Below are 22,069 nucleotides of genomic sequence, written 5' to 3'. Positions count from 1 at the left end.
GATGGGGATTGCGGATCAGATGTTATCGGTGCTCAAGATGGACATGACGATCGCGTCGTGGAAGACGCCGTCCCAGAGCAGGGCGTCCCTCAGCCGGCCCTCCTCGCGGAAGCCGAGCTTCTTGTAGACGTGGATGGCCCGGTCGTTGAAGTCGTACACCTCCAGGTCCACCCGGTGGAGGTCGCGCTCGTTGAACGCGTGGTCCAGCACGTGCCTGATCGCGATCGATCCGTAGCCCTTGCCGAAACCGCCCCACAACGCGATCCGCATGCCCGCCGACCTGTTGTGCGGATTGATGGTGAGCACGACCTCGCCGAGGAACTTCCCGTCCTCGGTTATCGCACGGGTGTAGCGGTTCGGGTCGTTCAGGGTCCGCTCGATGTACGCCTCGTAATCCTCCAGCGTGAACGTCCCGTGAGTACCGGTGAGCCGGTTGACCTCGTCGTCGTTCGCTCCGGCGGCGGCCATCTCGGCGGCGAACTCAGGGCGCAGAGGTACGAGTTCCATGCTCCGATTGAAGCCGGTGGGCGCAAGCGGATTCCGTCCGCGACACCTACGTACACGCTTCTGAGTGGTTTTTCGGATGCGTCCAAGCGCCTCGGGCGAGCACCCTGTTGTCACCCGGCCCGCCGAATGGAGCATCGATCATGTCCGACCTGGTCGTCGAATGCCCGGTCCGCCTCACCGAGTCCAACCGGGACGAACTGCGCCTGCTCTACGCCGACCTGCGCGACCACTACGCACGGCGAGACGCCCGCGACGGCACGCGCACGACGTTGCACTTCCTGTGGACGGGCGTCCTGCACGACGAGCTCTTCGGCGCCACCTATGCCGACCAGCGGCACGTTTTCGCTGGTTCCAGGCCTGTCATGAACTCGCTGAGGCAACCTGAAGGACTTCAGGAAACGAACAGGTGGCTGTCAGCCACAGCTCAGCCGGACGGCGCATCGTTGAGGACATGAGCGAGCAGGGACAGACGCCTCCACCGCAGGAGCCGTCCAAGAACGATCCGCGGGCGGCGCAGCCCGCACCGGACCAGGCCACCACCCCGCTGCCGGCCGAAGCACCGGCCACGCCTGGCCAGCAGCAGACCGCCGAGCTCCCGGCCACCCCGGCGGCGCGGCAGCAGGCAGCGGACCAGCAGGCGACGACCGCGGCGGAATCCCCCGCGGCACCAGCGGCCCCGCAGCAGGCGGCGACGGCCGCAGAGGCTCCGGCGGGCCCACCGCCCCCTCCGGCAGCGACCCCTTCGGCCGCGGTACCGGCACCCCGTGGCCGGGCGAGGCGTTTCGCGGGCCACCGCGCCACCCAGCTGGTGGCCGTGGGCCTGCTGGGCTTCGTCCTCGGCGGCGGCATCGTGGGAGCCGTCGCGGCCAACCGCTTCGACGACCGAGGCGGCCCCGGCCACGTGCGGATGTACGAGCGCGGCGAGCGCGGACCCGATCGCGGCCCTGCACGCGGTGGCGACCGCGGCGACCAGCGCGGCCCGTTCGGTGAAGGCCGTCCCGGCGACCGCTTCGAGCGGTGACCCGACCGAGCGCGTGACTCACGACCCGATCCCCGACGCCGTGAGTCACGCGCTCCCCAAAACCCGGAACGCGCGCCCCGCCGGAATTAGTCCCCCTCGTTCTGCGGCGGCGTGCGTTCCGCCCATGCCTCAGTGGGGCTGCGGTCCCAGCCGGATCGCCAGCAGCTGACGCCGCATCACCTTCCCGGTCGCGTTGCGCGGCAGCTGCGGCACGACCACGACCTCGCGCGGAACCTTGTGCCGTGCCAGCCTGGTGCGCACGAACTCGCGCAGCTCCCGCACGTCGATCCGCGCGCCCGCGACCGGCACGACGAACGCGCGCAACCGTTGCCCGTACTCGGGATCCGGTACGCCGAGCACCGCCGCGTCGCGCACGCGGTAGTGCGTCATCAGCAGGTTCTCGACCTCGACCGGGTACACGTTCTCGCCGCCGGACACGATCATGTCGTCCTCGCGGCCGTCGAAGTACAGCCTGCCGCTGGGGTCGAAGTGGCCGAGGTCGCCGGTCGCGACGAGTCCGTCGATGGACTCCTTCTGCGTGCCGTCCGTGTAGAGGTCGACGGTCAGCGAGCCGCGCACGTAGATCTTGCCCGTCACGAACGAGCGCGTGATGCGGTTGCCGTCGGCGTCGTAGATGCGCACGACGCAGTTGTGCGGTGGCAGGCCGACGCTGGACGGCGCGGCCGCGAGGTCTTCCGGCGTGGCGACGGTGGCGACGGCCACTTCCGTTGAGCCGTAGAGGTTGTAGAGCACCGGGCCGAGGACGGCCTGGGTGCGTTCGACCAGGTCCGGCGAGATCGGCGCGCCCGAGGAGAACACGACGGCCAGGTGCGACAGGTCGAACGAGTCGATCACGTGGCGTTCGAGTTCCATGATCCGTTGCAGCATCGTCGGCACCAGGACGAGCGTCGTGCAGCGCTGGCCCTGCACCGACCACAGCGTCTTGCGCGGGTCGAAGCGGCGGTGCAGCACCGCGCGCGAACCCAGCGACATCGCGAGCGTCAGGTGCGAGTAGCCGACGGAGTGGAAGATCGGCGCGGCGATGAACGTCGACTCGCCGGAGTGCATCGGGATGCGGTCGAGGAAGTCCGACGCGGTCAGCACCGACTTGATCTCGCGGGCGGTGCCCTTGGGGGTGCCGGTGGTGCCGGACGTCAGCTGGATCACGACACCCGGTTCGCGCGGCGGTTCCAGCTCTCCGCGCGGCGCCTTGGCCACCAACTGGTCCAGTGTCGGCGTGCGGCGGTCCAGTCCGTCGCGCGACCACGCGAGCCAGCGCGGAATCGACGGCGGCAACTGGTGGAACAGCGGCGTGAACTCCTCATCGTGAATGACGAGCGACGCGCGTTCACGTTGCAGGAGATCCATGACGACGGGTGCGCCGAATCCCGTGTTCACCAGGAGTACGCGCACACCGAGTTTCGCGCACGCCAGCAGCGACTCGACCGTGCCGCGGTGGTTGCGGCACATCAGCGCGACGACGTGCGTGTGCTGCACCCCCAGCGCGCGCAATCCCTGTGCGATGGCATTGGAACGCCGGTCGAGTTGTCTGTACGTCACCGAACCACGTTCGTCGACGATCGCGACGCCGTCCGGATTCAGCCGGACGGAACGGCGCAGCGCCGTCACGTTCGGCCCCCAGACCTGGACCTCTCTCAAAGCCTGCACGGACATCTTGACGTTCGTGAGACTCACCATGCCCGCTTCGGACAAGACACGGAGTGAGTGCACCTTGCCCATGGCGTCGCGAAACACCTTGCGCAACCCTGGCATCAACAGCTCCTTGCGCTGCAAGTCCCCGAGGTTTCGGACGGTAACCGTCCGAAAGCCTTACGCCAAGTGTTGTTCCATGCGGAATGTGCATGACAACAGGACATTTGGACTTGTAAACGTTTTCAGGTGGTCCGGTTCATGTTCGTCAGCTTTCCACACTGCTGCGTTCGCGGGAGTCTGACCGGTCAGACCAAGAAGCCGCGCAACAACGACGCCGTTCCGTCCAGGTGTTCGGCCATGGCCTGCCGTGCCGTCGCGGGATCTCCGTCCAAAATGGAGGCGATGATGCGCTCGTGCTGGGCGTTGGAGTGCGCGAGGTTCGGTTCGAGCAGCGGGATGTGGTCCAGCAGCTCGTTGGCGCGCATCCGCGACTCGGCGACGGCGGCGGTGAGGGCCGCGGACCCGGTGGCCTCGGCGATCGCCAGGTGCAGCCGCGAGTCCTTGCGCCGATATTCCACGAGCGATGAGGTGGAGGCTTCTTCCAGCCGGGCCCGCAGTCCGCGTCGCTCGGCGGGCCCCAGCGACCGTCCCGCCGCCGTCTCCGCGGCACCCGTCTCCAGCACCTTCCGCAACGTCAGCACGTCGTGGAGGTCGCCGAACTCCTTGCCGGGAGCGGACTTCGGCAGCACCTCGTTGACGAACGTGCCGCCGTACCGTCCCCTTCGGGACTCGACGTAATGGTTCTCCTGCAACGACCTGATGGCCTCACGCACGGTCACCCGGCTCACGCCGAGCCGGGTGGCCAGTTCCCGTTCGGACGGCAGCTTCTCCCCCGGCGCGACGACGCCGAGCCGGATGGACTGCATGAGCCGTTCGACGGTCTCCTCAAAGGCGTTGCCCGCCCGCACCGGGCGGAACAACGCCTCCTGCGCGTGCTCCATCATCTAGAGCGGTGTCACGTACGCGCCGGCGATGCCGCCGTCCACGAGGAAGTTCGACGCCGTCATGAACGACGAGTCGTCGGACGCCAGAAACGCGACCGCCGCCGCGATTTCCTCAGGTTCGGCGAACCGACCGAGCGGTACGTGAACCAGGCGCCGCGCGGCCCGCTCCGGGTCCTTCGCGAACAGTTCCCGCAACAGCGGCGTGTTGACCGGGCCGGGAGACAGGGCGTTGACGCGGATGCCCTCACGGGCGAACTGCACACCGAGCTCACGCGACATCGCGAGCACGCCGCCCTTCGACGCCGTGTAGGAGATCTGCGACGTCGCCGCGCCCATCGTCGCGACGAACGACGCGGTGTTGATGATCGAGCCCTTGCCGTTGGCCTGCATGTGCGGAAGCGCGTACTTGCAACACAAATAAACCGACGTGAGGTTCACCTTCTGCACGCGCTCCCACGCCTCGAGGCCCGTCGTGAGGATCGAGTCGTCGTCGGGCGGCGAGATACCGGCGTTGTTGAACGCGATGTCCAGCTTGCCGTAAGTGTCCACAGTGGTCTGGAACAGCGCTTTGACCTGTTCCTCGTCGGTCACGTCGACCTGGACGAACAGTCCGCCGACCTCGTCCGCGGCGGCTTTGCCCGACGCGGGGTCGAGATCGGCGACGACGACCTTCGCGCCCTCGCTCGCGAACCTGCGCACGGTCGCGAGTCCGATACCGCTGCCGCCACCCGTCACGACGGCCACGCGGCCTTCGAGTCGCTGCACCATCTGTTGTTCTCCTCGGGTTCGCCTGGAATCAGGTAGCGATGAAGACGTTCTTGACTTCGGTGAACGAGTCGAGCGCGTCGGGGCCGAGTTCGCGCCCCAGGCCCGACTGCTTCACGCCACCGAACGGCGTCCAGTAGCGGACGGACGAATGCGAGTTCACCGACAGGTTCCCGGCCTCGACCGCGCGCGAGACGCGGATCGCGCGGCCGACGTCGTTCGTCCAGATCGAGCCGGACAGCCCGTACTCCGAGTCGTTCGCGATCCGGATCGCGTCGGCCTCGTCGGTGAACGGGAGCACGACGACGACCGGTCCGAAGATCTCCTCGGTGACCGTCACGTGGTCGGAGGGAGGCGTCAGAACCGTGGGCGGGAACCAGAAGCCGGGTCCGTCCGGCGACGATCCGCGGAACGCGACGTGGGTGTCGTCTGGGACGTAAGACGCGACCTTGTCCAGGTGCGCCGCGGTGATGAGCGGCCCCATCTCGGTCGCCTCGTCGCCGGGCTCGCCGACCTTGACGCCCTTGACGGCGGGCTCCAGCAGTTCCATGAACCTGTCGTAGACACTGGCCTGCACGAGGATTCGCGACCGGGCGCAGCAGTCCTGCCCGGCGTTGTCGAACACGCCGTACGGCGCCGTGGCGGCGGCCTTCTCCAGGTCGGAGTCCGCGAAGACGATGTTCGCCGACTTGCCGCCCAGCTCCAGGGTCACCCGCTTCACCTGGTCCGCGCAGCCCGCCATGATCTGCTTGCCGACCTCGGTCGAGCCGGTGAAGACGACCTTGCGCACCAACGGATGCGTGACGAACCGGTTGCCGACGACGCTGCCCTTGCCCGGCAGGACCTGGAACACGCCCTCCGGGATGCCCGCCTCCAGCGCCAGCTCGCCGAGCCGGATCGCGGTCAGCGGCGTCACCTCGGCGGGCTTCAGGACCACCGTGTTGCCGGCCGCGAGCGCGGGCGCGAAGCCCCAGCCCGCGATCGGCATCGGGAAGTTCCACGGCACGATCACGCCGACGACGCCGAGCGGTTCGTGGAACGTGACGTCGAGCCCGCCCGCGACCGGGATCTGCTTGCCGAACAGGCGTTCCGGGGCGGCCGAGTAGTACTGGAGCACGTCGCGGACGTTGCCCGCCTCCCAGCGCGCGTTGCCGATGGTGTGCCCGGAGTTCTCGACCTCCAGCCTGGCCAGTTCCTCGACGTGCGCGTCGACGATCTCCGCGAACTTCCGCAGCAGCCGGGCCCGATCGCCGGGAGCGACGTTCCGCCAGCTCTCGAACGCCTTCTGCGCCCGGCCGATCGCCGCGTCCGTGTCGCCGAGAGTGGTGTGCGGCACGGACCGCACGATCTTCTCGGTGGCGGGGTTGATGACGTCAAAGGTCACGACGCTTTGCTCCTTGCAGCGGCTACGAGAGCTTCGAAAAGCCTCAGGTCCTCGATGTCCTGCTCCGGGTGCGACTGCACGCCGACGACGAACCGCGCGCCTTCCAGCTCAACGGCTTCCGCGGTCCCGTCGGGGGCCTTCGCGGTGACGCGCAGCCCGTCAGCCACGCGGTCCAGCGACTGGTGGTGATGGCATTGAACGGTCGTTCGATCGCCCAGGACCGTGTGCAACTGGGAGTCGGCGGCGACCGTGATGTCGGTGCTCCCGAACACGCCCGGCGCCTCGTTGTGGCCCTCGATGTGCTGGTGCAGCGTGCCGCCGAGCGCGACGTTGAGCACCTGCATGCCGCGGCACACGCCGAGCACCGGCAGGTCGAGCTTCAGCGCGGCCTCGACGAGCGCGAACTCGGCGTCGTCGCGGGCGCGGCTCGGTTCGCCGGTCCGTTCGTGCTTCTCGGCACCGTAGGCGGCGGGGTCGATGTCCGCGCCGCCCGCGATCACCAGACCGTCGAGGAACCCGATGGTCTCGGCGTTCCAGGTGCCGACCGGCGGCAGCATGACGGGGTTGCCGCCCGCCTCGACGACGCAGTCGAGGTAGCCGCGGTAGAGCACCGCCGCTTCCACGTCCCAGAGCCCGAAGCGCGTGCGCTCCAGGTACGTGCTGATGCCGATGAGTGGCTTAGAGGCGCTCAAACCCGCGCACCTTCTCCCAGTCCGTGATCGCCGCCTCGAACGCGTCCAGCTCGACCTTGGCCGCGTTGAGGTAGTGGGCGATGACGTCCTCGCCGAACGCCTCGCGCGCGATCGTGCTGCCCGCCAGCAGTTCCGCCGACTCCTTGAGCGTCGTGGGCACCGTCGGCCGGTCGGACGCGTAGGCGTTGCCGACGAACTCGTCCTCCAGCTCCAGCTCCTGCTCGACGCCGTGCAGGCCGGCCGCGATCAGCGCCGCCACCGCGAGGTAGGGGTTCACGTCACCGCCGGGGACCCGGTTCTCGAACCGCAGCCCGTGGCCGTGTCCGACGACCCGCAGCGCGCACGTGCGGTTGTCGCGGCCCCACGCCACCGCGGTCGGCGCGAACGAGCCCTTCACGAAACGCTTGTAGGAGTTGATGTTCGGCGCGAGGAAGTAGGTGAGCTCCCGCAGCCCGGCCAGCTGACCCGCGAGGAAGTGCTTCATCAGCTGCGACATGCCGTGGCCCTCGGCGAAGACCGCCTCGCCTTCCTTGGAGCGCAAGGAGAGGTGAATGTGGCAGGAGTTGCCCTCGCGTTCGTTGTACTTCGCCATGAACGTGAGCGCCTTGCCCTGCTGTGACGCGATCTCCTTGGAACCGTTCTTGTAGATGGCGTGCTGGTCGCACGTGCGCAGCGCCGTCGTGTACTTGAACGCGATCTCGTGCTGGCCGGGGTTGCACTCGCCCTTGGCGGACTCGACGACCATGCCCGCGCCCGTCATCCCGTTGCGGATGGCCCGCAGCAGCGGTTCCACGCGCGCGGTGCCGAGCAACGAGTAGTCGACGTTGTACTGGTTCGACGGCGTGAGGTTGCGGTAGCCGGCGTTCCACGCCTGCTCGTAGGTGTCGTCGAAGAGGATGAACTCGAGCTCGGTGCCGACGTAGCAGTCCAGTCCGAGCGCGGCCAGCCGGTCGAGCTGCTTGCGCAGGACCTGCCGCGGCGAGGCGACGACCGGGTCGCCGTTCTCCCAGACCACGTCGCACATGACGAGCGCGGTGCCCTCCTGCCACGGCACGCGCCGCAGCGTCTCCAGGTCCGGCTTCATCACGAAGTCGCCGTACCCGCGCTCCCAGCTCGACATCTCGAAGCCGCTCACCGGGTTCATCTCGACGTCGACGGCGAGCAGGTAGTTGCAGCCCTCCGCGGAGTGCCCGAGGACCTCGTCGAGGAAGTACTGAGCGGCGCAACGCTTGCCCTGCAGGCGACCCTGCATGTCCACGATCGCGACCAGGACGGTGTCGATCTCACCGGCGTCCACGGCCTCGCGCAACTCCTCGACGGTCAGCATCTCCGCGTTCCTCCAAAGGTATGTCTGCGAGCCATTGGCGGCACCATCTTGACACCGCTGGGTGGCGAGCGCCACCCTCGACCACCGTCTAAAGGACTGGACGGAGTCCAATTGAGGAGGACGCCGATGAGTCACGATGCAGACAGTCCCCCCACCCCCTCACGGTCGGCCGACGAGCAGCGGCTGCACGAGCTCGGCTATGCGCAGGAGCTCTCCCGGACGATGTCCGGCTTCTCCAACTTCGCGGTGTCGTTCACGATCATCTCGATCCTCTCCGGCTGCCTCACCCTGTACGGCTTCGGCATGAACACAGGTGGTCCCGCGCTGATCGTGTGGGGCTGGCCGTTCGTCGGCCTGATGACGCTGATCGTCGGCCTGGCGATGGCGGAGGTCTGCTCGAGCTTCCCGACGGCGGGCGGGCTGTACTACTGGGCGGCGAAGCTCGCGCCCAGCAACGGCGCCGCCTGGTCGTGGTTCACCGGCTGGTTCAACTTCCTCGGCCAGGTCGCGGTGACCGCGGGCATCGACTTCGGCGCGGCGTTCTTCATCAACGCGTTCCTCGACCTGCAGTTCGGCTTCGCGGCCACGCCCCCGCACACGATCCTGATCTTCGGCATCGTCCTCGTGCTGCACGGGCTGCTCAACACGTTCGGCGTCAAGCTCGTCTCGCTGCTGAACGACATCAGCGTGTGGTGGCACATCGTCGGCGTGGTGGTCATCGTCGGCGCTCTGGTGATCCTGCCGTCGGAGCACCAGTCCGCGTCGTGGGTCTTCACGCACTTCGTCAACAACACCGGCTGGTCGTCCGCGTTCTACGTCGGCATGCTCGGGCTTCTGCTGGCGCAGTACACCTTCACCGGCTACGACGCCTCGGCGCACATGACCGAGGAGACGCACGACGCGGCCCGCAGCGGACCGCGCGGCATCGTGATGTCGATCGTGGTGTCGCTCATCGCGGGCTGGGTGCTGCTGGTGGGCATCACGTTCGCGATCCGCGACTACGACGGCGCCATCGCGAGCTCGACGGGCGTGCCCCCGGCGCAGATCTTCATCGACGCTCTCGGCGTGACCGGCGGCAAGCTGTTGCTGCTGATCGCGATCGGCGCGCAGCTGTTCTGCGGCATGTCGTCGGTGACCGCGAACTCGCGGATGATCTACGCGTTCTCCCGTGACGGCGCGCTGCCGGCGTCACGGTTCTGGCACAAGATCAACAAGCGCACCCGGACACCCACCAACGCGATCTGGCTGGCGGCGGGTGGCGCGTTCGTGCTCGGCCTGCCGTACCTGTGGAACGCGACGGCGTACGCGGCGGTCACGTCGATCGCGGTGATCGGCCTCTACATCGCGTACGTCCTGCCGACGCTGCTGCGGCTGCTGCAGGGCGACCGGTTCCAGCGCGGGCCGTGGCACCTCGGCAAGTGGAGCAGGCCCATCGGCGTCGTCGCGGTGGCGTGGGTCCTGTTCATCACCGTGCTGTTCATGCTGCCCCAGGCCAGTCCGGTGACGGCGAAGACGTTCAACTACACGCCGATCGCCGTGCTGGTCGTGCTCGGGTTCGCGGGCGTCTGGTGGCTCGTGTCCGCGCGGAAGTGGTTCACCGGTCCCAAGGTCCAGGGCACGCCGGAGGAACTGGCCGCGATCGAACGGGATCTCGACTCGGTGTGATCGATCCTCGGCGGCACGGGCCTCGTCGGCCGTGCCGCCGTCCGGTGCCCCTAACGTGGCGGAGCATCCCCCTAACGGGTGACCATCAGCCCCTAGGGAGCTCGGCCGCCCGAGATCTGGGGATCACACCCGATGCCGGGGGAAGTCGATCTCAATACGGTTCCTGACGACATCCCCCGAACGCCGTAGGAGCCCCACTCCCATGATCCAGGCCACCCCGCAGCAGCCCGTTCAGCCCGCCGCGCCCGCCCCGGCCACCCCGGCGGCCGTGCCGCAGGAGGCCCAGCCGGCCACGCTGCAGGAGTTCGCCCTGAACCTCCTGAACGACCCGGCGGCCCTGTCTGCGTTCGACCTCGACCCCGAAGGCGTTCTCAGCTCCTGCGGTCTGAGCGACATCACCCCCGGTGACGTCCAGGAGATCCTCCCGCTGGTGCTCGACGCCGCCTCGATCGCGGACGTCGACGGCCTCTCGTCCTACAACGCCCTCAGCGGCCTCGCGAACCTGGACTCCGTCAACGGCCTCGCCGGTGACCTGTCCGGCCACTGCGACGTGTCGAGCACCCTCGACGGCGTCACCGGCGTCGTCCCCGGCATCGGCGACGTGGCCGGTCTGGCCAACGTCACGGACCTCGGCGGCATCACCGACCTCGGCAACGTCACCGACCTGTCCGGTGTCACGGGTCTCGCCGGCACCGGCGACGTGCTCGGCACGGTCACCGGCGTGACCGGCGTGGCGGACGTCCACGGCGTCCTGGGCACCGTCACCGGCGTGACCGACGTCGTCTCCGTCGACGGCGTGCCCGGCGTGGTCGGCGCCCTCACCACCGACGTCTCGACCGTCACCGACGTGGTCCACGAGGTCGTCCCGGACGTCGCGCCGGTCAGCGGCGTGCACGACACCGTCCACGGCGTCGCCGACGGCACCGTCGGCAACGTGCTCGGCGGCGACGTGCTCGGCGGCGTCACCGACCTCGACCTGCTCGACGGCGTCGGCGGCCTGACCGAAGGCCTCGGCCTCGGTCTCTGATCTGATGCTCGAATGAGCAGACGAGCGTTGATCCTCGGCGGCACGGGCCTCATCGGCCGTGCCGCCGCTCGGCGTCTGCGGGAGGCCGGCTGGACCGTCGACGCCCCAGGCCGTGAGGTGGACCGCGGCGATCCTGAGGCGCTGGCCGCGGCGATGGGCGACGGCGCGGACCTCCTGGTCGACACCCTTTGCTACTCGGCCGCCGACGCGCGCACGCTGATGCCGTTGGCGCGCAAGGCGATCTCGACCGTGATGATCTCCGCCAAGGCCGTCTACGTGGACTCTCACGGACGCCACGCGAACTCCTCAGAGCCGCCGCGCTTCGACGCCCCGGTGACCGAGGACCAGCCGACGCTCGCGCCGCTCGACTCGGACCCGTTCACCCGCGAGGGATACGGGCCGAACAAGGTGGCGGCGGAGCGGACGTTGCTCGACAGCGGACTCCCGGTCACCGTGCTGCGACCGTCCAAAGTGCACGGTCCGGGCAACAAACGGCCGCTGGAGCAGTACTTCGTCGAACGGATCCTCGCCGGCAACAAGGTCGTCGTGCTGGCGTCGCGCGGTCAAGGCGTCGACCACCCGACCGCCGCCGCGAACCTCGCCGCGCTGATCGAGACCGCCGCCCTGCACCCCGGCGCGCGCGTGCTGAACGCCGCCGACCCGGACGCCCCGAACGGCCTGGAGATCTCCCGGATCATCGCGGGCTTGCTCGGCCACGAGTGGCACGAGATCCTGCTGGACCACGACCAGGCCGGCCGCCACCCGTGGCACCGCGGCTTCGTCCTGGACACCTCTGCCGCTCTCGCGCTCGGCTACCGGCCGGTCGGCGACTACGCGGCCACGGTCCAGGAGACGCTCCGCGACCTCGTTTCGAGCAGGTCGTGGCAGGATCGGGCAGGTGAGTGACATTCAACGTGTGGGAGTCGTCGGTTCCGGCCTCATGGGCTCCGGAATCGCCGAGGTGAGTGCCCGTGCCGGCCTCGACGTCATCGTCGCCGAGGTCAACGCGGGTGCGGCCGAGGCAGCGCAGGGGCGGATCGCCACCTCGCTCGCCAGGGGCGTCAAGTCGGGCAAGCTCAGCGAGGAGGACCGCGACGCCGCCCTGGGGCGCATCCGGTTCACCACGGACATGGGCGAGTTCGCCGACCGGCAGTTCGTGGTCGAGGCGGTCGCCGAGAACGAGCAGATCAAGACGGACGTCTTCACCACGCTCGACAAGGTCGTGAAGGACGAGGACGCCATCTTCGCGTCCAACACGTCGTCCATCCCGATCATGAAGCTGGGCATGGCCACCGGCCGCCCCGAGCAGGTCATCGGCGTGCACTTCTTCAACCCGGTGCCGGTGCTCAAGCTGGTGGAGATCGTGCCGTCGCTGCTGACCGGCGCCACCACCCAGGTCCGCGCCGAGGCGTTCGTGCGCGCCACCCTGGGCAAGGAGGTCATCCGCTCGCAGGACCGCGCCGGCTTCGTGGTCAACGCGCTGCTGATCCCCTACCTGCTCTCCTCGATCCGCATGCTGGAGTCCGGCTTCGCCTCGGCCGACGACATCGACAACGGCATGGTGCTGGGCTGCGCGCACCCGATGGGTCCGCTGCGCCTCACCGACCTGATCGGCCTCGACACCACGAAGGCCATCGCCGAGTCGATGTACGACGAGTTCAAGGAGCCGCTGTACTCGCCGCCGCCGCTGCTGCTGCGCATGGTGGACGCGGGCCTGCTGGGCAAGAAGTCCGGGCGCGGGTTCCACAACTACGCCAAGTGACGGAAACCTGGACCGTGGACGGCGCCCCTCTCGCATCGGACGAGACGGGCGCCGTTCTTCGCGCGCGGATCAGCACCGGACACCTCGAAACGTGGCTGACCAGCGAGTCCGGCCGGATGCTCGCCTTCGTGACCAACACCGAGCGGGCCATGGTGATGCTGCTCGACGGCGAAGGCGACCCCGGTGAACACGCGGCAGACCCGGAAGCCACTGGCTCCAGTGACGGGTTCGTGCTCTCCAACGGCCAGAACGACACGTACCCCGACGCGGACACCGTGCCGCTGGACCAGGCGTTCAGGATCGTCGAGCACGTCGTCCGCGAGGGTTCCTGGCCCGCGGACGCGCACCACGTGAGCGATCGCTAGACCGCGGCCAGCCGGTTCATCGAGTGCTGGATCAGCCCGACCAGCACGGCCTTCGAGGACTCCCGATCGCGTGCGTCGCACAGCAGCACCGGGATCGCCTCGTCCAGGTCCAGGGCGTGCCGGACCTCGTCCACCGTGTACATCTGCGACCCGTCGAAGCAGTTCACGGCGACGATGAACGGGATCCCGCGGTGCTCGAAGAAGTCGATCGAGGGGAACGACGAGTCGAGCCGGCGCGTGTCCACCAGCACCACGGCGCCGATGGCACCGGTGGCGAGTTCGTCCCACATGAACCAGAACCTGTTCTGGCCCGGCGTGCCGAACAGGTAGAGCACCACCTTGGTGTTGATGGTGATGCGGCCGAAGTCGAGGGCGACGGTGGTGGTGTCCTTGCCCTCGATGCCGGCGAGGTCGTCGACGTGCACACCGGCCTCGGTCAGCAGTTCCTCGGTCCGAAGAGGCGGGATCTCGGACACCGACGCGACCATGGTGGTCTTGCCGGTGCCGAACCCGCCCGCGATGACGATCTTGACCGCGGTAGGCACGATCAGGCCATCAGATCCCACGAACACCATCCAGTACGGCCTGCAGGAGATCCCTGTCGGGAATCTTGGGGGTGGAGTTCTGCACGAGCACGTCACCACGCTCGATGAGGTCCGACAGCAGGACCTTCACCACGACGAGCGGCACGTCGAGGTAAGCGGCGACCTCGGCGACCGAGAGCGGGCGTGCGCACAGTGCCATGATCTCGCGATGTTCGACCATCAGCGACGTCTGGTCGGACGCAAACGAGGACGCTCGGACCTGCGTCACGAGATGAAGGTCAGGCGCGTTCGGCCGGGTGCGGCCGCGCACCATCGCGTAGGGCCGCACCAACGGTCCCGCGGCCTCGTCGTACCACCAGTCGTCGCGCCCGGTCATCAGCGCGACTCGCGCGCCGAGGGCACGGTCGCCGTCTCCTGGCGCGGAGCCGACGACAGGTACGTACCCACCCTCTTGACCAGCATGTTCATCTCGTACGCGATCATGCCCATGTCCGCGTCCTCCTCGCCCAGCACGGCCAGGCAGGCACCGTGACCGGCCGCCGTCACAAAAAGATACGCGTGTTCCATCTCCACGATCGTCTGCCGGACGGCTCCACCTCCGAAGTGCCGGCCGGTGCCGCGGGCGAGCGACTGGAACGCCGACGCCATCGCGGACAGGTGCTCCGAGTCGTCGCGGGACAGCCCGGCCGAGCGGCCGAGCAGGAGTCCGTCCGCCGACAGCACGACCGCGTGGCGGGCGCCGACCACTCGCTGGATCAGGTCTTCCAGCAACCAGTTCAGTTCGCCGTGCTGGCTTGCGTTGTCCTTCATGACGAGGGGGCTCCTTCTGATCTCCAGTCGTCGGTCAGCCGGGCGTCACGGGTGCCGCGCTGGAACGCGGCCAGTCCGTCACGGGACCGCTCGGCCAGCCTTTCGCCGGTCACCGGCTCGGCGGGTGGCGGCTCCTCCGAGGACTGCATGAGCTGCGGCGCGAGGTTCTGCCGCTTCTTCCTGCGGGGAAGGGGTGCCTTCCCGTCCTGGGCCGGAGGTGCCGCGGGGGTCGGTTCCTCCACCGATGCTTCTGCTGCGGACACGGCCGCGGGGGCAACTGCGCTCATATCAGGTTCTACGAGCGCCTTCAGCCCCGCGTTCAGTGCCTCGTGCACTTCGGGATTCACCTTCACGGGAAAGCTCGGGTGGTCCGCGCCGTGGCCGTGGTACGTGTCGTGGAACGACTGCACCGGCATCTGCGTGGTCTCGGTGATGTCGCCGGCGGTGTTGTGCGGGGCGACGATGTTCGGCGGCAGCACGCACAACGCGACCGTGCCGCCGTAGGGCGAGTCGCGCAGCTCCACCTTGATGCCGCGCCGGGCGGCGAGCCGGGCGACGACGAACAGCCCCAGCCGGGACTCCCCGCGGAACGCCATCGTCTCGAAGTCGGGCGGGTTGGAGAGCTTCGCGTTGGCCTGCAGGCGCTCTTCCTGCGTCATGCCGAGGCCGTGATCCTCGATCTCGATCACGATCCCGTGCGGCACGGCGTTGGAGTGGACGATCACCTCGGACCGCGGCGAGGAGAACGCCGTCGCGTTGTCGACGAGTTCCGCGAGCAGGTGGATGGTGTCGGCGACGGCCACGCCGACCAGCGCGCGGTCCGGCACCGGGTTGACCCTGACGCGGACGTACTGCTCGGTCTCGGCGACCGCGGACCGCAGGACGTCGCTCAGGCGCACCGGCTTGCGCCACTGCCTGCCCGGCTGCTCCCCGGCGAGGATGATCAGGTTCTCCGCGTTGCGGCGGGCGCGGGTGGCCAGGTGGTCGAGCTGGAACAGCGAGTCGAGCCGCTCGGGGTGCTCCTCCTCGCGCTCCAGCTTGTCGAGGATCTTGATCTGCCGGTGCACCAGGCCCTGGTTGCGGTGCGCGATGTCGAGGAAGACCCGGTTCACGCCCTCGCGTGCCTGCGTCTCCTTCACCGCCGCCGCGACCGCCGTGTACTGGGCGGCGTTGAACGCGTCCGCGACCTGGCCGATTTCGTCGTTGCCGTAGTCGAGCGGCGGCATGTCGCGGTGGACGTCGACCTGCTCGCCGCCGCGCAGGCGCGCCACGATGTGCGGCAGCCGTTCCTGCGCGAGCCGCAGCGTGTCCTCCCGCAGCGACGCCAGCCGCGTGACCAGGGCCCGCGACACGAGCCGGTTCGAGATGCGCAACGCCAGCACGATGCCGACGACGACCGCGAGCAACGCGATCAGGCTGCCGATGAGCACCGCGGCGACCCGGCTGTTGGCCTTGTCGAGACCGAGGTCGGCGGCGTTGCGGGCCTGCGTGACGGCGAGCCCGACGAGGTTGTCGTGCACCGGCGCGGCCACCCCGCGCCACTGCTCGTCGGTCACCGTCGCGTCGGAGTTGATGATCCGGCCTTCGAGATCGAGCAACGACCGGTACTCGGTGCTGCCGCGCAGCGCGTCGTACAGCGAGCGCGGCTGCTCCAGCGCGAACGGGATCGTGGCGTCGAGACTCGAGTGGTACGCGCCGACCAGCCGGGCGAACTCGACCCGTTCGGCCGGGGTGAACCGGCCGTTGAGCAGCCCGCGCGAGCCGATCGTGGCACCGCGCGAGAGCCAGTCGGCGGCCTGGAAGATCGTGACGGCCTGGACGTTCGCCTGACTCGCCTCCGAGTCGGGCACGAGGCGCGCCTGCCGGGCGAGCAGCGCGACGCCCGAGTCGAGCAGGCTGTTGTAGTAGTCGTAGACGGCCTGCGGGTTCGCCGACCCCGAGTCGATGCGCGTGCGCTGCTGCGGCAGCTCGTTCAGCACCGAGTTGAGGGCGTTGATCCGGTCGAGGGTGTCCTGGGGCGCGCTGTCGGCGAGTTCGGTGAACGCGTCCTTCATCTTGCGCACGGCCTCGTCGGTGACGCCCTGCTGACGTTTCAACCCGGTCTTGTCGACGCCCCCGACGCTGCTGAGGACCTCCAGGGTCAGCTGGCGTTCCTTCTGCAGCCCGGCGAGCGCCTCGACGGACGGGATGGTCGCGCCCTTCACCCCGGCGGCGACCGACCGCATGTAGAAACCGTCAAAAAGGGTGTACGAGGAGAAAACGGCCCACATGACCAGCAGGACCACGCTGGGAACGACCACGACACCGGCCAGCCGGGACCGAATGGTCCGGTAGTTGGTCGGTGTGTAACCGCTCTTCTCGTTCACAGCGCTTCTCACGGTCTCCTGTGTCCCACGGCTAGCGCTGCGGGTAACCCAACTAACTCCTTCGGCTGCATTTAGGTTACGGGGAGAGATCATCGTTACCCAATGACAGCGATCACACGCAGTACGCGGTCGCAGGCTACCCAGTCGAGTGACTCCAGCAACACCCAGTACGGGGGTTCTTGCCTTGTGAGAACCCCCGTACGGGCTAGTTCTGTCGTTCGTTCTACGGGCGCTCCACCGCGACGACGTTGTAAGTCGTCTCGGGCGTCGGAGGCGTGCTGAACCGGGCATTCGGCAGGTAGAGGCGCTTGCCGAACGCGGCGACCGTCGTGGGAACGTCGAACCGCGCGTCCGTGCGTTCCGCCGCGAGCGTCGCGCCATCACGACTGAGCGTGTACCGCGCGACTTTGTTCAGCCGGTTTTGCACCACGTACAACTGCCGTCCCTCACGCAACAGACCGTCGCCATTGGTGAGTGTTTGACCGCTCAAATTGATCTCGGTCGATTTGCCGCTCCGGGGATCGATCCGGAAGAGCTTTCCGGTGTTGCTCTGCACGACGATCAGGCCGCCGTCGAGCCCGGTGACGATGCCGTTGAGGTTCGTCGCGCCGGGGGTGACGACGAGGTCGCCGGTCAGCGCGAGCGTCCGGTGCGGCTTGAGGTTCAGCGGCACCTCGTAGAGCACCGCCTTGCGCGAGTCGGTGAACCACGCCGACCTGTCGGTCAGCACGACGTCGTTGACGAACGTGTCCGTGGTGGCGAACTGGAACTTCGCCAGCAACGCGCCCGTGCGCGTGTCGTAGACCCGTGCGTCGCCGCCCGTGCCACCCGAGACCCACAGCCGTTTGCGGTTGTCGACCTTCAGACCGAGTGACGGCGTGCCGGGCCCCTCGGCCAGCACCTTGCCCTTGCCGGTGCGCAGGTCCGCCGCGTAGATCGACCCGGTGGCCCGCGACCCGAAGTAGGCCGTGGTGCCGCTGATCGCGATGCCTTCCGGTTGCCACCCGTTGGGCAGGGAGAACTCGGATGGGAAGTGCCGGGAACCGTCCGCGGTGGCCGGCGCCGCGGCGGTGAGCGTGACGCCCAGGACCGCCGCGAGCAGGACACCGAATCTGCGGTACATGCCGCCTCCTTGTCGGGTTGGGATGCGTCCTGATCCTTCCCCTGCTGACGGCCGAACAGGAGATTTCTCAGGAATCCGACATCTCTACAGGTCAGCGGCGGCCTCGGCGATGAGTTCCAGCGACTCACCGGTGCCGAGCGCCCTCTCCCGCAGGCTCTCGAACCGCGACGCGCACTGCTCGGTCAGCCCCGGCTCCTCGACGTACTCCCCCTTGATGAACGTCTCCAGGTACGCCACGTCGTTGTGCTGCCGGTGCGGGAACCCGAGCAACGTGAACGGCGACCCCATCGCCGGATACGCCCCCGCGCCCCGCGGCACCACCCGCAGGGTCACCGTCTCGTGCTCGCTGACCTCCATCAGGTGCAGCAGCTGCGCCTTCATCACCCGCGGCCCGCCGACCACCTGCCGCAGCACCGCCTCCGGGAACACCACCTGCACCGCCAGCGGATCCCTGTCGGTCAGCCGCGTCGCCCACGCCTCCCGCACCATCGCGAGCCGCGCCGTCCGCACCGGATCGTCGTCCTGCAGAACCGCGTTCGTGTATCCCGGAAGCTGGAACACCGACGGAACGAGATCCGTCGTGAACGCGCGCAACAACGTCGCCTCGAACACCAGATTCGCGAAGTCCGCCGCCGGATCGAAGTTCAGGCCGTCGCCGCTGGAACGCGCCCGGACCCGTTCCGCGTACTGCGCGCGCAACACCACGGCCTGCCATTCCGGAGTCGGCACTTTGTAGACGTAACCGAGCGCCATGACGTCCACGGGCGCCGACGGCTGCACCGCGTTCTCCATCATGGACAGCTTGGCACTGCTGAAACCCACGCGCTGACCGGCCTCGGTGAGGCTCAGCTCGCGCTCGTCGCGCCACCCGGCCAGCTGCCGCCCGATGGCGCGTTCGAGCGTCGTGGCCCGGAAATCCTTCGGCATGACGCAAAGGATATGACCAATTCGGATTCCCGAAAGGGACGGGTCGCTGTGGACAACCCTTTACTGCCAACGATCTTCGTTAGACGGAATGCTTTGCGTTAAACAGCCGTGCACCCTTTTTACGATTGATAGCGCTTTGCGCGCGCATGAGCACGCACGAGGTCATGGAAGCGGAACGCGTAGTCCCCGACCTCGGTCAGCAACGACTTCTCCACCAGGTCGTCCAGCGCGTCCTCGACGTCGCAGTCGGCCTCGCCCGCGATCGCCGCCGCCACCGGCACCCCGAACGCGTCCGGCTCCCACGCGCACAGCCGGTAGAGCCGAGCCTGCCGTTCCGGAAGCTCCACATAGGACCGATCGAGCAACGGCCCGAGCCGCCCGTCGTCGGCGAGCGGCTCGACGCCGATCTCCTGCGCCTGCGGGAGACCCAGCTTCGAACGGCTCGTGACGAGCACCGTGCCCGAGGCGGGCAGCAGCGGCGTCACCTGCTCGGCGGAGTCCGCGTTGTCCAGCAACAGGGTGAACTGCCGCAACGTGACCAGACTCCGGAAGACCGCCGGCTCGTCACCGGTCTCGACGTCCAACCCGAACGCCCGCAACACCTGACTCAGGTCGTGCGCGGCGAGATCGAGGTAGAGCTGGTCGCCGGATCCCCGCTCCCGCAACCACTTCAGCGCGAGCGCGGTCTTCCCCACCCCGCTCGCGCCGTGCAGCACCGTCACCCCGGCCCTGATGCCCGCCAGCTCCGCGTCCCGCCCCACGAAGTGCCGCGGCGGCGCGGGCGGCCGGAACCGCGGCGGTACGTCGTTCCTGCCCCTGATGACCCCTGTGGCTCTGACAGCCAGTACGTCACTCATCAACCCGTACCTCCCCGACACGTTGAAGCTACGGGCTTTCCTCGTCTTACATCAGACGGCCATCGAGTGATCGCACGTGAGCGCGGCCCCCGTCCTCGACGTCGACGAACGAACCTGCCGCCCGTTGACGATGATCTTGCAGGTGAGCTCGCCGTGCACGCCCTCCAGCCGGATGACGACCCTCCCCTTGCGCTTGCCCATGCGCTCGAACGGCAGGTCGGGGTTGCGCAGCGTCCGTTCCTCCTCACCGGGAAACGTGTAGGTGAGCCGGTCGGTCGTGCCCGTTCCCTCGACCACCACGCGGATGTTGGGCGCTGCCGCACAGCCGGCGCTTCCGGCCAGCAGCAGGCCCACGAGTAAGGCAGCGGTCTTCATGTCCCGAACGGTAGGAAGCGGGGAGGTGCTCCGGCATCAGCCTGAAGGCTCAAGAAGTATCAGCCATCAGAGTGACAACCCGTGGTGTCTGAGGCATTCCTCGACCCGCAACCGCTCGATCTCGCGGTCCATTCCCTCTGGCAACAAATGCAACCGGTGCTCGACGCCCAACGCGGTGCAGGCCTGGACGAGCAGCGCGTCATAGGCCTGACGAGCGCCGATCTTCTTGATCGCGGACGCCCCGGGCTCGAAGGAGGCCCGCACCCGGCGCACACGACGAAGGTCGGCCGCGATTCGTTCTATCGGCCGATGTTCGGGCACCGGTCCAAGCTACCCCGACTGCAACGCCAGGAAGAGGTCCACGCGTGCCTCGAACTCCGCCAGGTCGGCGCCGAGCAGGTCCTCCACGCGCCCCACCCGATACCGCAACGTGTTCACGTGGACGTGCAACTTGCCCGCCGCCGCGGTCCACGAACCAGAACAGTCGAGGAACACCTTCAACGTGCCCACGAGATCCGACCCGTGCTCGGCGTCGTAGTCCAGCACCGGCCCGAGGAGCCTTCGCCGCAACGACGCGCGCAGCTCCTCCGGCACGCCCGCGAGCAGCAGTTGGTGCAGAGCGATCTCCTCGCCCGCCACCACACACGTGCGACCGCCACGGCGCTCTCCCAGCCGGCGCGCGTGCGTGGCTTCCTCTGCGGCGCCGCGCAGTCCCCGGGACGTGACCGGTGAGCTGATGCCGACGAGCACGCGGGACGAGCCGAGGCCCGGTTCCATCACGCGCATCGCCTCGCGGACGTCGTCGGGCACCGAGTCGCCGGCCTTCGCCACCGCGTAGACGGTGTCGCCGACCGGGGTCACGAGGGCCTGGGGCAGTGCTTCCTCCAGCACCGCCGCCGCGAGTTCCGTCCGCTGGTCGGAGGTGACCGCGCTGATCACCCGCAGCTGGGCGCTCTCCAGTCCGGCGGCCGCCAGCCTGGACTCCAGGTCGGCCGATCCGCTCAGCACGGCGGACACGAGTGGTGCGGCGGTGCGGTTCTCGATCTGGCGGCCCTGGGCCTCGCGCAGTCGTTCCAGCCCCACCAGCGACGCGAGTTCGGCGGCTGCCTCCGGTTGCACCGAGCCGCCGACGACGAGGATCCAGCTGGTCAGGCGGTTGCCGCCGCGTTCGGAGACGGGGACCAGGGTCATGCCCCTGACCGTCTTCGGGAGGCGGTCGGCCTGCAGGAACTCCTTCACCAGCGCGACCCGCTCGCGCAGTTCGCCGCCCGCGACGACGCGGCCGGTGGTGGACAGCACCCAGCAGGAGGCGCCGAGTTCGTGGCTGCCCGCCAGGAGCAGCGCGGGCAGGCCGGAGCCCTCCGCGACGACGTTGAGCAGGCGGCGGTGGCGGGAGAGGCCGACGAGTTCCATCGAGACGCGTTCGGTGATGGTCGCGAACGAGAGGTCGACCGGCACCTCCAGCAGCGGCACGTGGTGGCGCAGGCAGGCGTCGACGAGGTCCTCCGGCAGATCGTGATGACCGGTGTCGGACGCGGCCAGGCCGGCGACGCGGGCCGAGGCGAGGGAGCGGACGAACGTCTCGGAGTCCTGCGGGCCGTGGTGCCAGAGCAGGCCGGACAGCACGAGCTCCCCGCCGGACAGGTACCGGCTGGGGTCGGGCAGCTCCGTTCCGTACACGCGGGTGACGGTGCGGTCGAGCTGGTCCTCACCGGTGTGCAGGCTCAGGCGCAGTTCCGGCATCTGCAGCAACGTCCGCAGCAACAACATGAGAGGTCACTTTCGTCCGTTCGTGTTTGTAGGAAAGCACAAATTCGTTACCTGTAGGAGCCTCCTGATTCATGTGTCCCGCCGTAGAGGTGTGTACCTCTAGGTCTGTGTACTGGCTCACAAC

Annotated in this window: 24 protein-coding genes; 7 read left to right on the top strand and 17 right to left on the bottom strand. The window is 68.6% G+C overall.

Features of this window, described 5'->3' with window-relative positions:
- Positions 1-15 precede the first annotated feature (15 nt).
- The gene (locus ACIQF0_RS27035) at positions 16-507 is read right to left on the bottom strand and encodes a GNAT family N-acetyltransferase (RefSeq protein ID WP_401033598.1); all 492 of its coding nucleotides are present in this window, start codon (positions 505-507) and stop codon (positions 16-18) included.
- Between the two features lie 140 nt (positions 508-647).
- Between ACIQF0_RS27035 and ACIQF0_RS27030 the strand changes: the two genes are divergently transcribed.
- Positions 648-962, top strand: a complete 315-nt coding sequence (locus tag ACIQF0_RS27030) for a hypothetical protein (RefSeq protein ID WP_401033595.1) — start codon at positions 648-650, stop codon at positions 960-962.
- Positions 959-1,528 carry a hypothetical protein gene (locus ACIQF0_RS27025; protein WP_401033592.1) on the top strand — a complete coding sequence of 190 codons (570 nt, stop codon included), beginning with the start codon at positions 959-961 and terminating at the stop codon, positions 1,526-1,528. The genes ACIQF0_RS27030 and ACIQF0_RS27025 overlap by 4 nt, the downstream gene beginning before the upstream one ends.
- A gap of 129 nt (positions 1,529-1,657) precedes the next feature.
- Here the strand turns inward: ACIQF0_RS27025 and ACIQF0_RS27020 are convergent, their stop codons facing one another.
- From ACIQF0_RS27020 to ACIQF0_RS26995, 6 genes are all read right to left on the bottom strand, one after another.
- Positions 1,658-3,301 carry an AMP-binding protein gene (locus ACIQF0_RS27020; protein WP_401033590.1) on the bottom strand — a complete coding sequence of 548 codons (1,644 nt, stop codon included), beginning with the start codon at positions 3,299-3,301 and terminating at the stop codon, positions 1,658-1,660.
- 185 nt (positions 3,302-3,486) lie between these two features.
- Complete coding sequence (locus ACIQF0_RS27015; RefSeq protein ID WP_401033587.1) at positions 3,487-4,185, bottom strand: FadR/GntR family transcriptional regulator; 699 nt, start codon at positions 4,183-4,185, stop codon at positions 3,487-3,489.
- Positions 4,186-4,953, bottom strand: a complete 768-nt coding sequence (locus tag ACIQF0_RS27010; RefSeq protein WP_401033585.1) for a 3-oxoacyl-ACP reductase — start codon at positions 4,951-4,953, stop codon at positions 4,186-4,188. It abuts the gene before it with no gap.
- A gap of 28 nt (positions 4,954-4,981) precedes the next feature.
- Complete coding sequence (locus tag ACIQF0_RS27005; protein ID WP_401033584.1) at positions 4,982-6,334, bottom strand: aldehyde dehydrogenase family protein; 1,353 nt, start codon at positions 6,332-6,334, stop codon at positions 4,982-4,984.
- Entirely contained in the window at positions 6,331-7,026 is a 696-nt protein-coding gene (locus tag ACIQF0_RS27000) for a gamma-glutamyl-gamma-aminobutyrate hydrolase family protein (protein ID WP_401033582.1), read from the bottom strand. Before ACIQF0_RS27000 ends, ACIQF0_RS27005 begins: the two co-directional genes overlap by 4 nt.
- Positions 7,013-8,353 (bottom strand): glutamine synthetase family protein, encoded by a 1,341-nt coding sequence (locus ACIQF0_RS26995; protein ID WP_401033580.1) that lies wholly within the window; start codon positions 8,351-8,353, stop codon positions 7,013-7,015. Before ACIQF0_RS26995 ends, ACIQF0_RS27000 begins: the two co-directional genes overlap by 14 nt.
- A 126-nt stretch (positions 8,354-8,479) precedes the next feature.
- On the opposite strand from ACIQF0_RS26995, the gene ACIQF0_RS26990 reads away from it, so the two are divergent.
- The 5 genes from ACIQF0_RS26990 (at position 8,480) to ACIQF0_RS26970 (ending at position 13,172) form a co-directional block, all read left to right on the top strand.
- Entirely contained in the window at positions 8,480-10,018 is a 1,539-nt protein-coding gene (locus tag ACIQF0_RS26990) for an amino acid permease (RefSeq protein ID WP_360031569.1), read from the top strand.
- Positions 10,019-10,220: 202 nt separating this feature from the next.
- Positions 10,221-11,045, top strand: a complete 825-nt coding sequence (locus ACIQF0_RS26985; RefSeq protein WP_401033577.1) for an IniB N-terminal domain-containing protein — start codon at positions 10,221-10,223, stop codon at positions 11,043-11,045.
- A gap of 12 nt (positions 11,046-11,057) precedes the next feature.
- Positions 11,058-11,951: an NAD-dependent epimerase/dehydratase family protein gene (locus tag ACIQF0_RS26980; RefSeq protein ID WP_401033574.1), complete on the top strand. Its 894-nt coding sequence runs from the start codon at positions 11,058-11,060 to the stop codon at positions 11,949-11,951.
- Positions 11,944-12,807, top strand: a complete 864-nt coding sequence (locus ACIQF0_RS26975; protein WP_319979098.1) for a 3-hydroxybutyryl-CoA dehydrogenase — start codon at positions 11,944-11,946, stop codon at positions 12,805-12,807. The genes ACIQF0_RS26980 and ACIQF0_RS26975 overlap by 8 nt, the downstream gene beginning before the upstream one ends.
- Complete coding sequence (locus ACIQF0_RS26970) at positions 12,804-13,172, top strand: hypothetical protein (RefSeq protein ID WP_401033571.1); 369 nt, start codon at positions 12,804-12,806, stop codon at positions 13,170-13,172. Before ACIQF0_RS26975 ends, ACIQF0_RS26970 begins: the two co-directional genes overlap by 4 nt.
- Here ACIQF0_RS26970 and ACIQF0_RS26965 read toward each other — a convergent pair.
- The 10 genes from ACIQF0_RS26965 to ACIQF0_RS26920 form a co-directional block, all read right to left on the bottom strand.
- Entirely contained in the window at positions 13,169-13,747 is a 579-nt protein-coding gene (locus ACIQF0_RS26965) for an ATP/GTP-binding protein (protein WP_360031575.1), read from the bottom strand. The genes ACIQF0_RS26970 and ACIQF0_RS26965 overlap by 4 nt on opposite strands.
- Positions 13,728-14,093: a DUF742 domain-containing protein gene (locus tag ACIQF0_RS26960; protein WP_360031577.1), complete on the bottom strand. Its 366-nt coding sequence runs from the start codon at positions 14,091-14,093 to the stop codon at positions 13,728-13,730. The genes ACIQF0_RS26965 and ACIQF0_RS26960 overlap by 20 nt, the downstream gene beginning before the upstream one ends.
- A complete protein-coding gene (locus ACIQF0_RS26955) occupies positions 14,093-14,527 on the bottom strand; it encodes a roadblock/LC7 domain-containing protein (protein WP_093601109.1) in 435 nt (144 codons plus the stop codon). The genes ACIQF0_RS26960 and ACIQF0_RS26955 overlap by 1 nt, the downstream gene beginning before the upstream one ends.
- The gene (locus ACIQF0_RS26950; protein WP_401033566.1) at positions 14,524-16,905 is read right to left on the bottom strand and encodes a nitrate- and nitrite sensing domain-containing protein; all 2,382 of its coding nucleotides are present in this window, start codon (positions 16,903-16,905) and stop codon (positions 14,524-14,526) included. The genes ACIQF0_RS26955 and ACIQF0_RS26950 overlap by 4 nt, the downstream gene beginning before the upstream one ends.
- Positions 16,906-17,116: 211 nt before the next feature.
- Positions 17,117-18,016: a superoxide dismutase gene (locus ACIQF0_RS26945; RefSeq protein ID WP_401033564.1), complete on the bottom strand. Its 900-nt coding sequence runs from the start codon at positions 18,014-18,016 to the stop codon at positions 17,117-17,119.
- Positions 18,017-18,100: 84 nt separating this feature from the next.
- A complete protein-coding gene (locus ACIQF0_RS26940) occupies positions 18,101-18,943 on the bottom strand; it encodes a helix-turn-helix domain-containing protein (RefSeq protein WP_401033563.1) in 843 nt (280 codons plus the stop codon).
- Between the two features lie 119 nt (positions 18,944-19,062).
- Positions 19,063-19,800 carry a hypothetical protein gene (locus tag ACIQF0_RS26935; protein ID WP_401033561.1) on the bottom strand — a complete coding sequence of 246 codons (738 nt, stop codon included), beginning with the start codon at positions 19,798-19,800 and terminating at the stop codon, positions 19,063-19,065.
- 51 nt (positions 19,801-19,851) lie between these two features.
- Positions 19,852-20,175, bottom strand: coding sequence for a hypothetical protein (locus ACIQF0_RS26930; protein WP_401033560.1), 324 nt, complete (start codon positions 20,173-20,175; stop codon positions 19,852-19,854).
- A 66-nt stretch (positions 20,176-20,241) separates the two neighbouring features.
- The gene (locus ACIQF0_RS26925) at positions 20,242-20,496 is read right to left on the bottom strand and encodes a hypothetical protein (RefSeq protein ID WP_401033558.1); all 255 of its coding nucleotides are present in this window, start codon (positions 20,494-20,496) and stop codon (positions 20,242-20,244) included.
- 9 nt (positions 20,497-20,505) lie between these two features.
- Positions 20,506-21,945, bottom strand: coding sequence for a PucR family transcriptional regulator (locus ACIQF0_RS26920; protein WP_401033556.1), 1,440 nt, complete (start codon positions 21,943-21,945; stop codon positions 20,506-20,508).
- Positions 21,946-22,069 lie beyond the last annotated feature (124 nt).

It is taken from the genome of Lentzea sp. NPDC092896 (assembly GCF_044754905.1).
GTDB lineage: Bacteria > Actinomycetota > Actinomycetes > Mycobacteriales > Pseudonocardiaceae > Lentzea.
The sequence above is the reverse complement of the archived record's forward strand: the minus strand, read 5'-3'. Positions and strand labels throughout refer to the sequence as shown.

Coding starts and splice junctions, on each gene's coding strand:
- ACIQF0_RS26980 (WP_401033574.1), top strand. CDS start 11,058: ATGAGCAGACGAGCGTTGATCCTCGGCGGCACGGGCCTCATCGGCCGT.
- ACIQF0_RS26945 (WP_401033564.1), bottom strand. CDS start 18,016: ATGTACCGCAGATTCGGTGTCCTGCTCGCGGCGGTCCTGGGCGTCACG.
- ACIQF0_RS26920 (WP_401033556.1), bottom strand. CDS start 21,945: ATGTTGTTGCTGCGGACGTTGCTGCAGATGCCGGAACTGCGCCTGAGC.
- ACIQF0_RS26990 (WP_360031569.1), top strand. CDS start 8,480: ATGAGTCACGATGCAGACAGTCCCCCCACCCCCTCACGGTCGGCCGAC.
- ACIQF0_RS26965 (WP_360031575.1), bottom strand. CDS start 13,747: ATGGTGTTCGTGGGATCTGATGGCCTGATCGTGCCTACCGCGGTCAAG.
- ACIQF0_RS26935 (WP_401033561.1), bottom strand. CDS start 19,800: ATGAGTGACGTACTGGCTGTCAGAGCCACAGGGGTCATCAGGGGCAGG.
- ACIQF0_RS26940 (WP_401033563.1), bottom strand. CDS start 18,943: ATGCCGAAGGATTTCCGGGCCACGACGCTCGAACGCGCCATCGGGCGG.
- ACIQF0_RS27020 (WP_401033590.1), bottom strand. CDS start 3,301: ATGCCAGGGTTGCGCAAGGTGTTTCGCGACGCCATGGGCAAGGTGCAC.
- ACIQF0_RS27030 (WP_401033595.1), top strand. CDS start 648: ATGTCCGACCTGGTCGTCGAATGCCCGGTCCGCCTCACCGAGTCCAAC.
- ACIQF0_RS27025 (WP_401033592.1), top strand. CDS start 959: ATGAGCGAGCAGGGACAGACGCCTCCACCGCAGGAGCCGTCCAAGAAC.
- ACIQF0_RS26960 (WP_360031577.1), bottom strand. CDS start 14,093: ATGACCGGGCGCGACGACTGGTGGTACGACGAGGCCGCGGGACCGTTG.
- ACIQF0_RS26985 (WP_401033577.1), top strand. CDS start 10,221: ATGATCCAGGCCACCCCGCAGCAGCCCGTTCAGCCCGCCGCGCCCGCC.
- ACIQF0_RS27015 (WP_401033587.1), bottom strand. CDS start 4,185: ATGATGGAGCACGCGCAGGAGGCGTTGTTCCGCCCGGTGCGGGCGGGC.
- ACIQF0_RS26995 (WP_401033580.1), bottom strand. CDS start 8,353: ATGCTGACCGTCGAGGAGTTGCGCGAGGCCGTGGACGCCGGTGAGATC.
- ACIQF0_RS26930 (WP_401033560.1), bottom strand. CDS start 20,175: ATGAAGACCGCTGCCTTACTCGTGGGCCTGCTGCTGGCCGGAAGCGCC.
- ACIQF0_RS27035 (WP_401033598.1), bottom strand. CDS start 507: ATGGAACTCGTACCTCTGCGCCCTGAGTTCGCCGCCGAGATGGCCGCC.
- ACIQF0_RS26955 (WP_093601109.1), bottom strand. CDS start 14,527: ATGAAGGACAACGCAAGCCAGCACGGCGAACTGAACTGGTTGCTGGAA.
- ACIQF0_RS27010 (WP_401033585.1), bottom strand. CDS start 4,953: ATGGTGCAGCGACTCGAAGGCCGCGTGGCCGTCGTGACGGGTGGCGGC.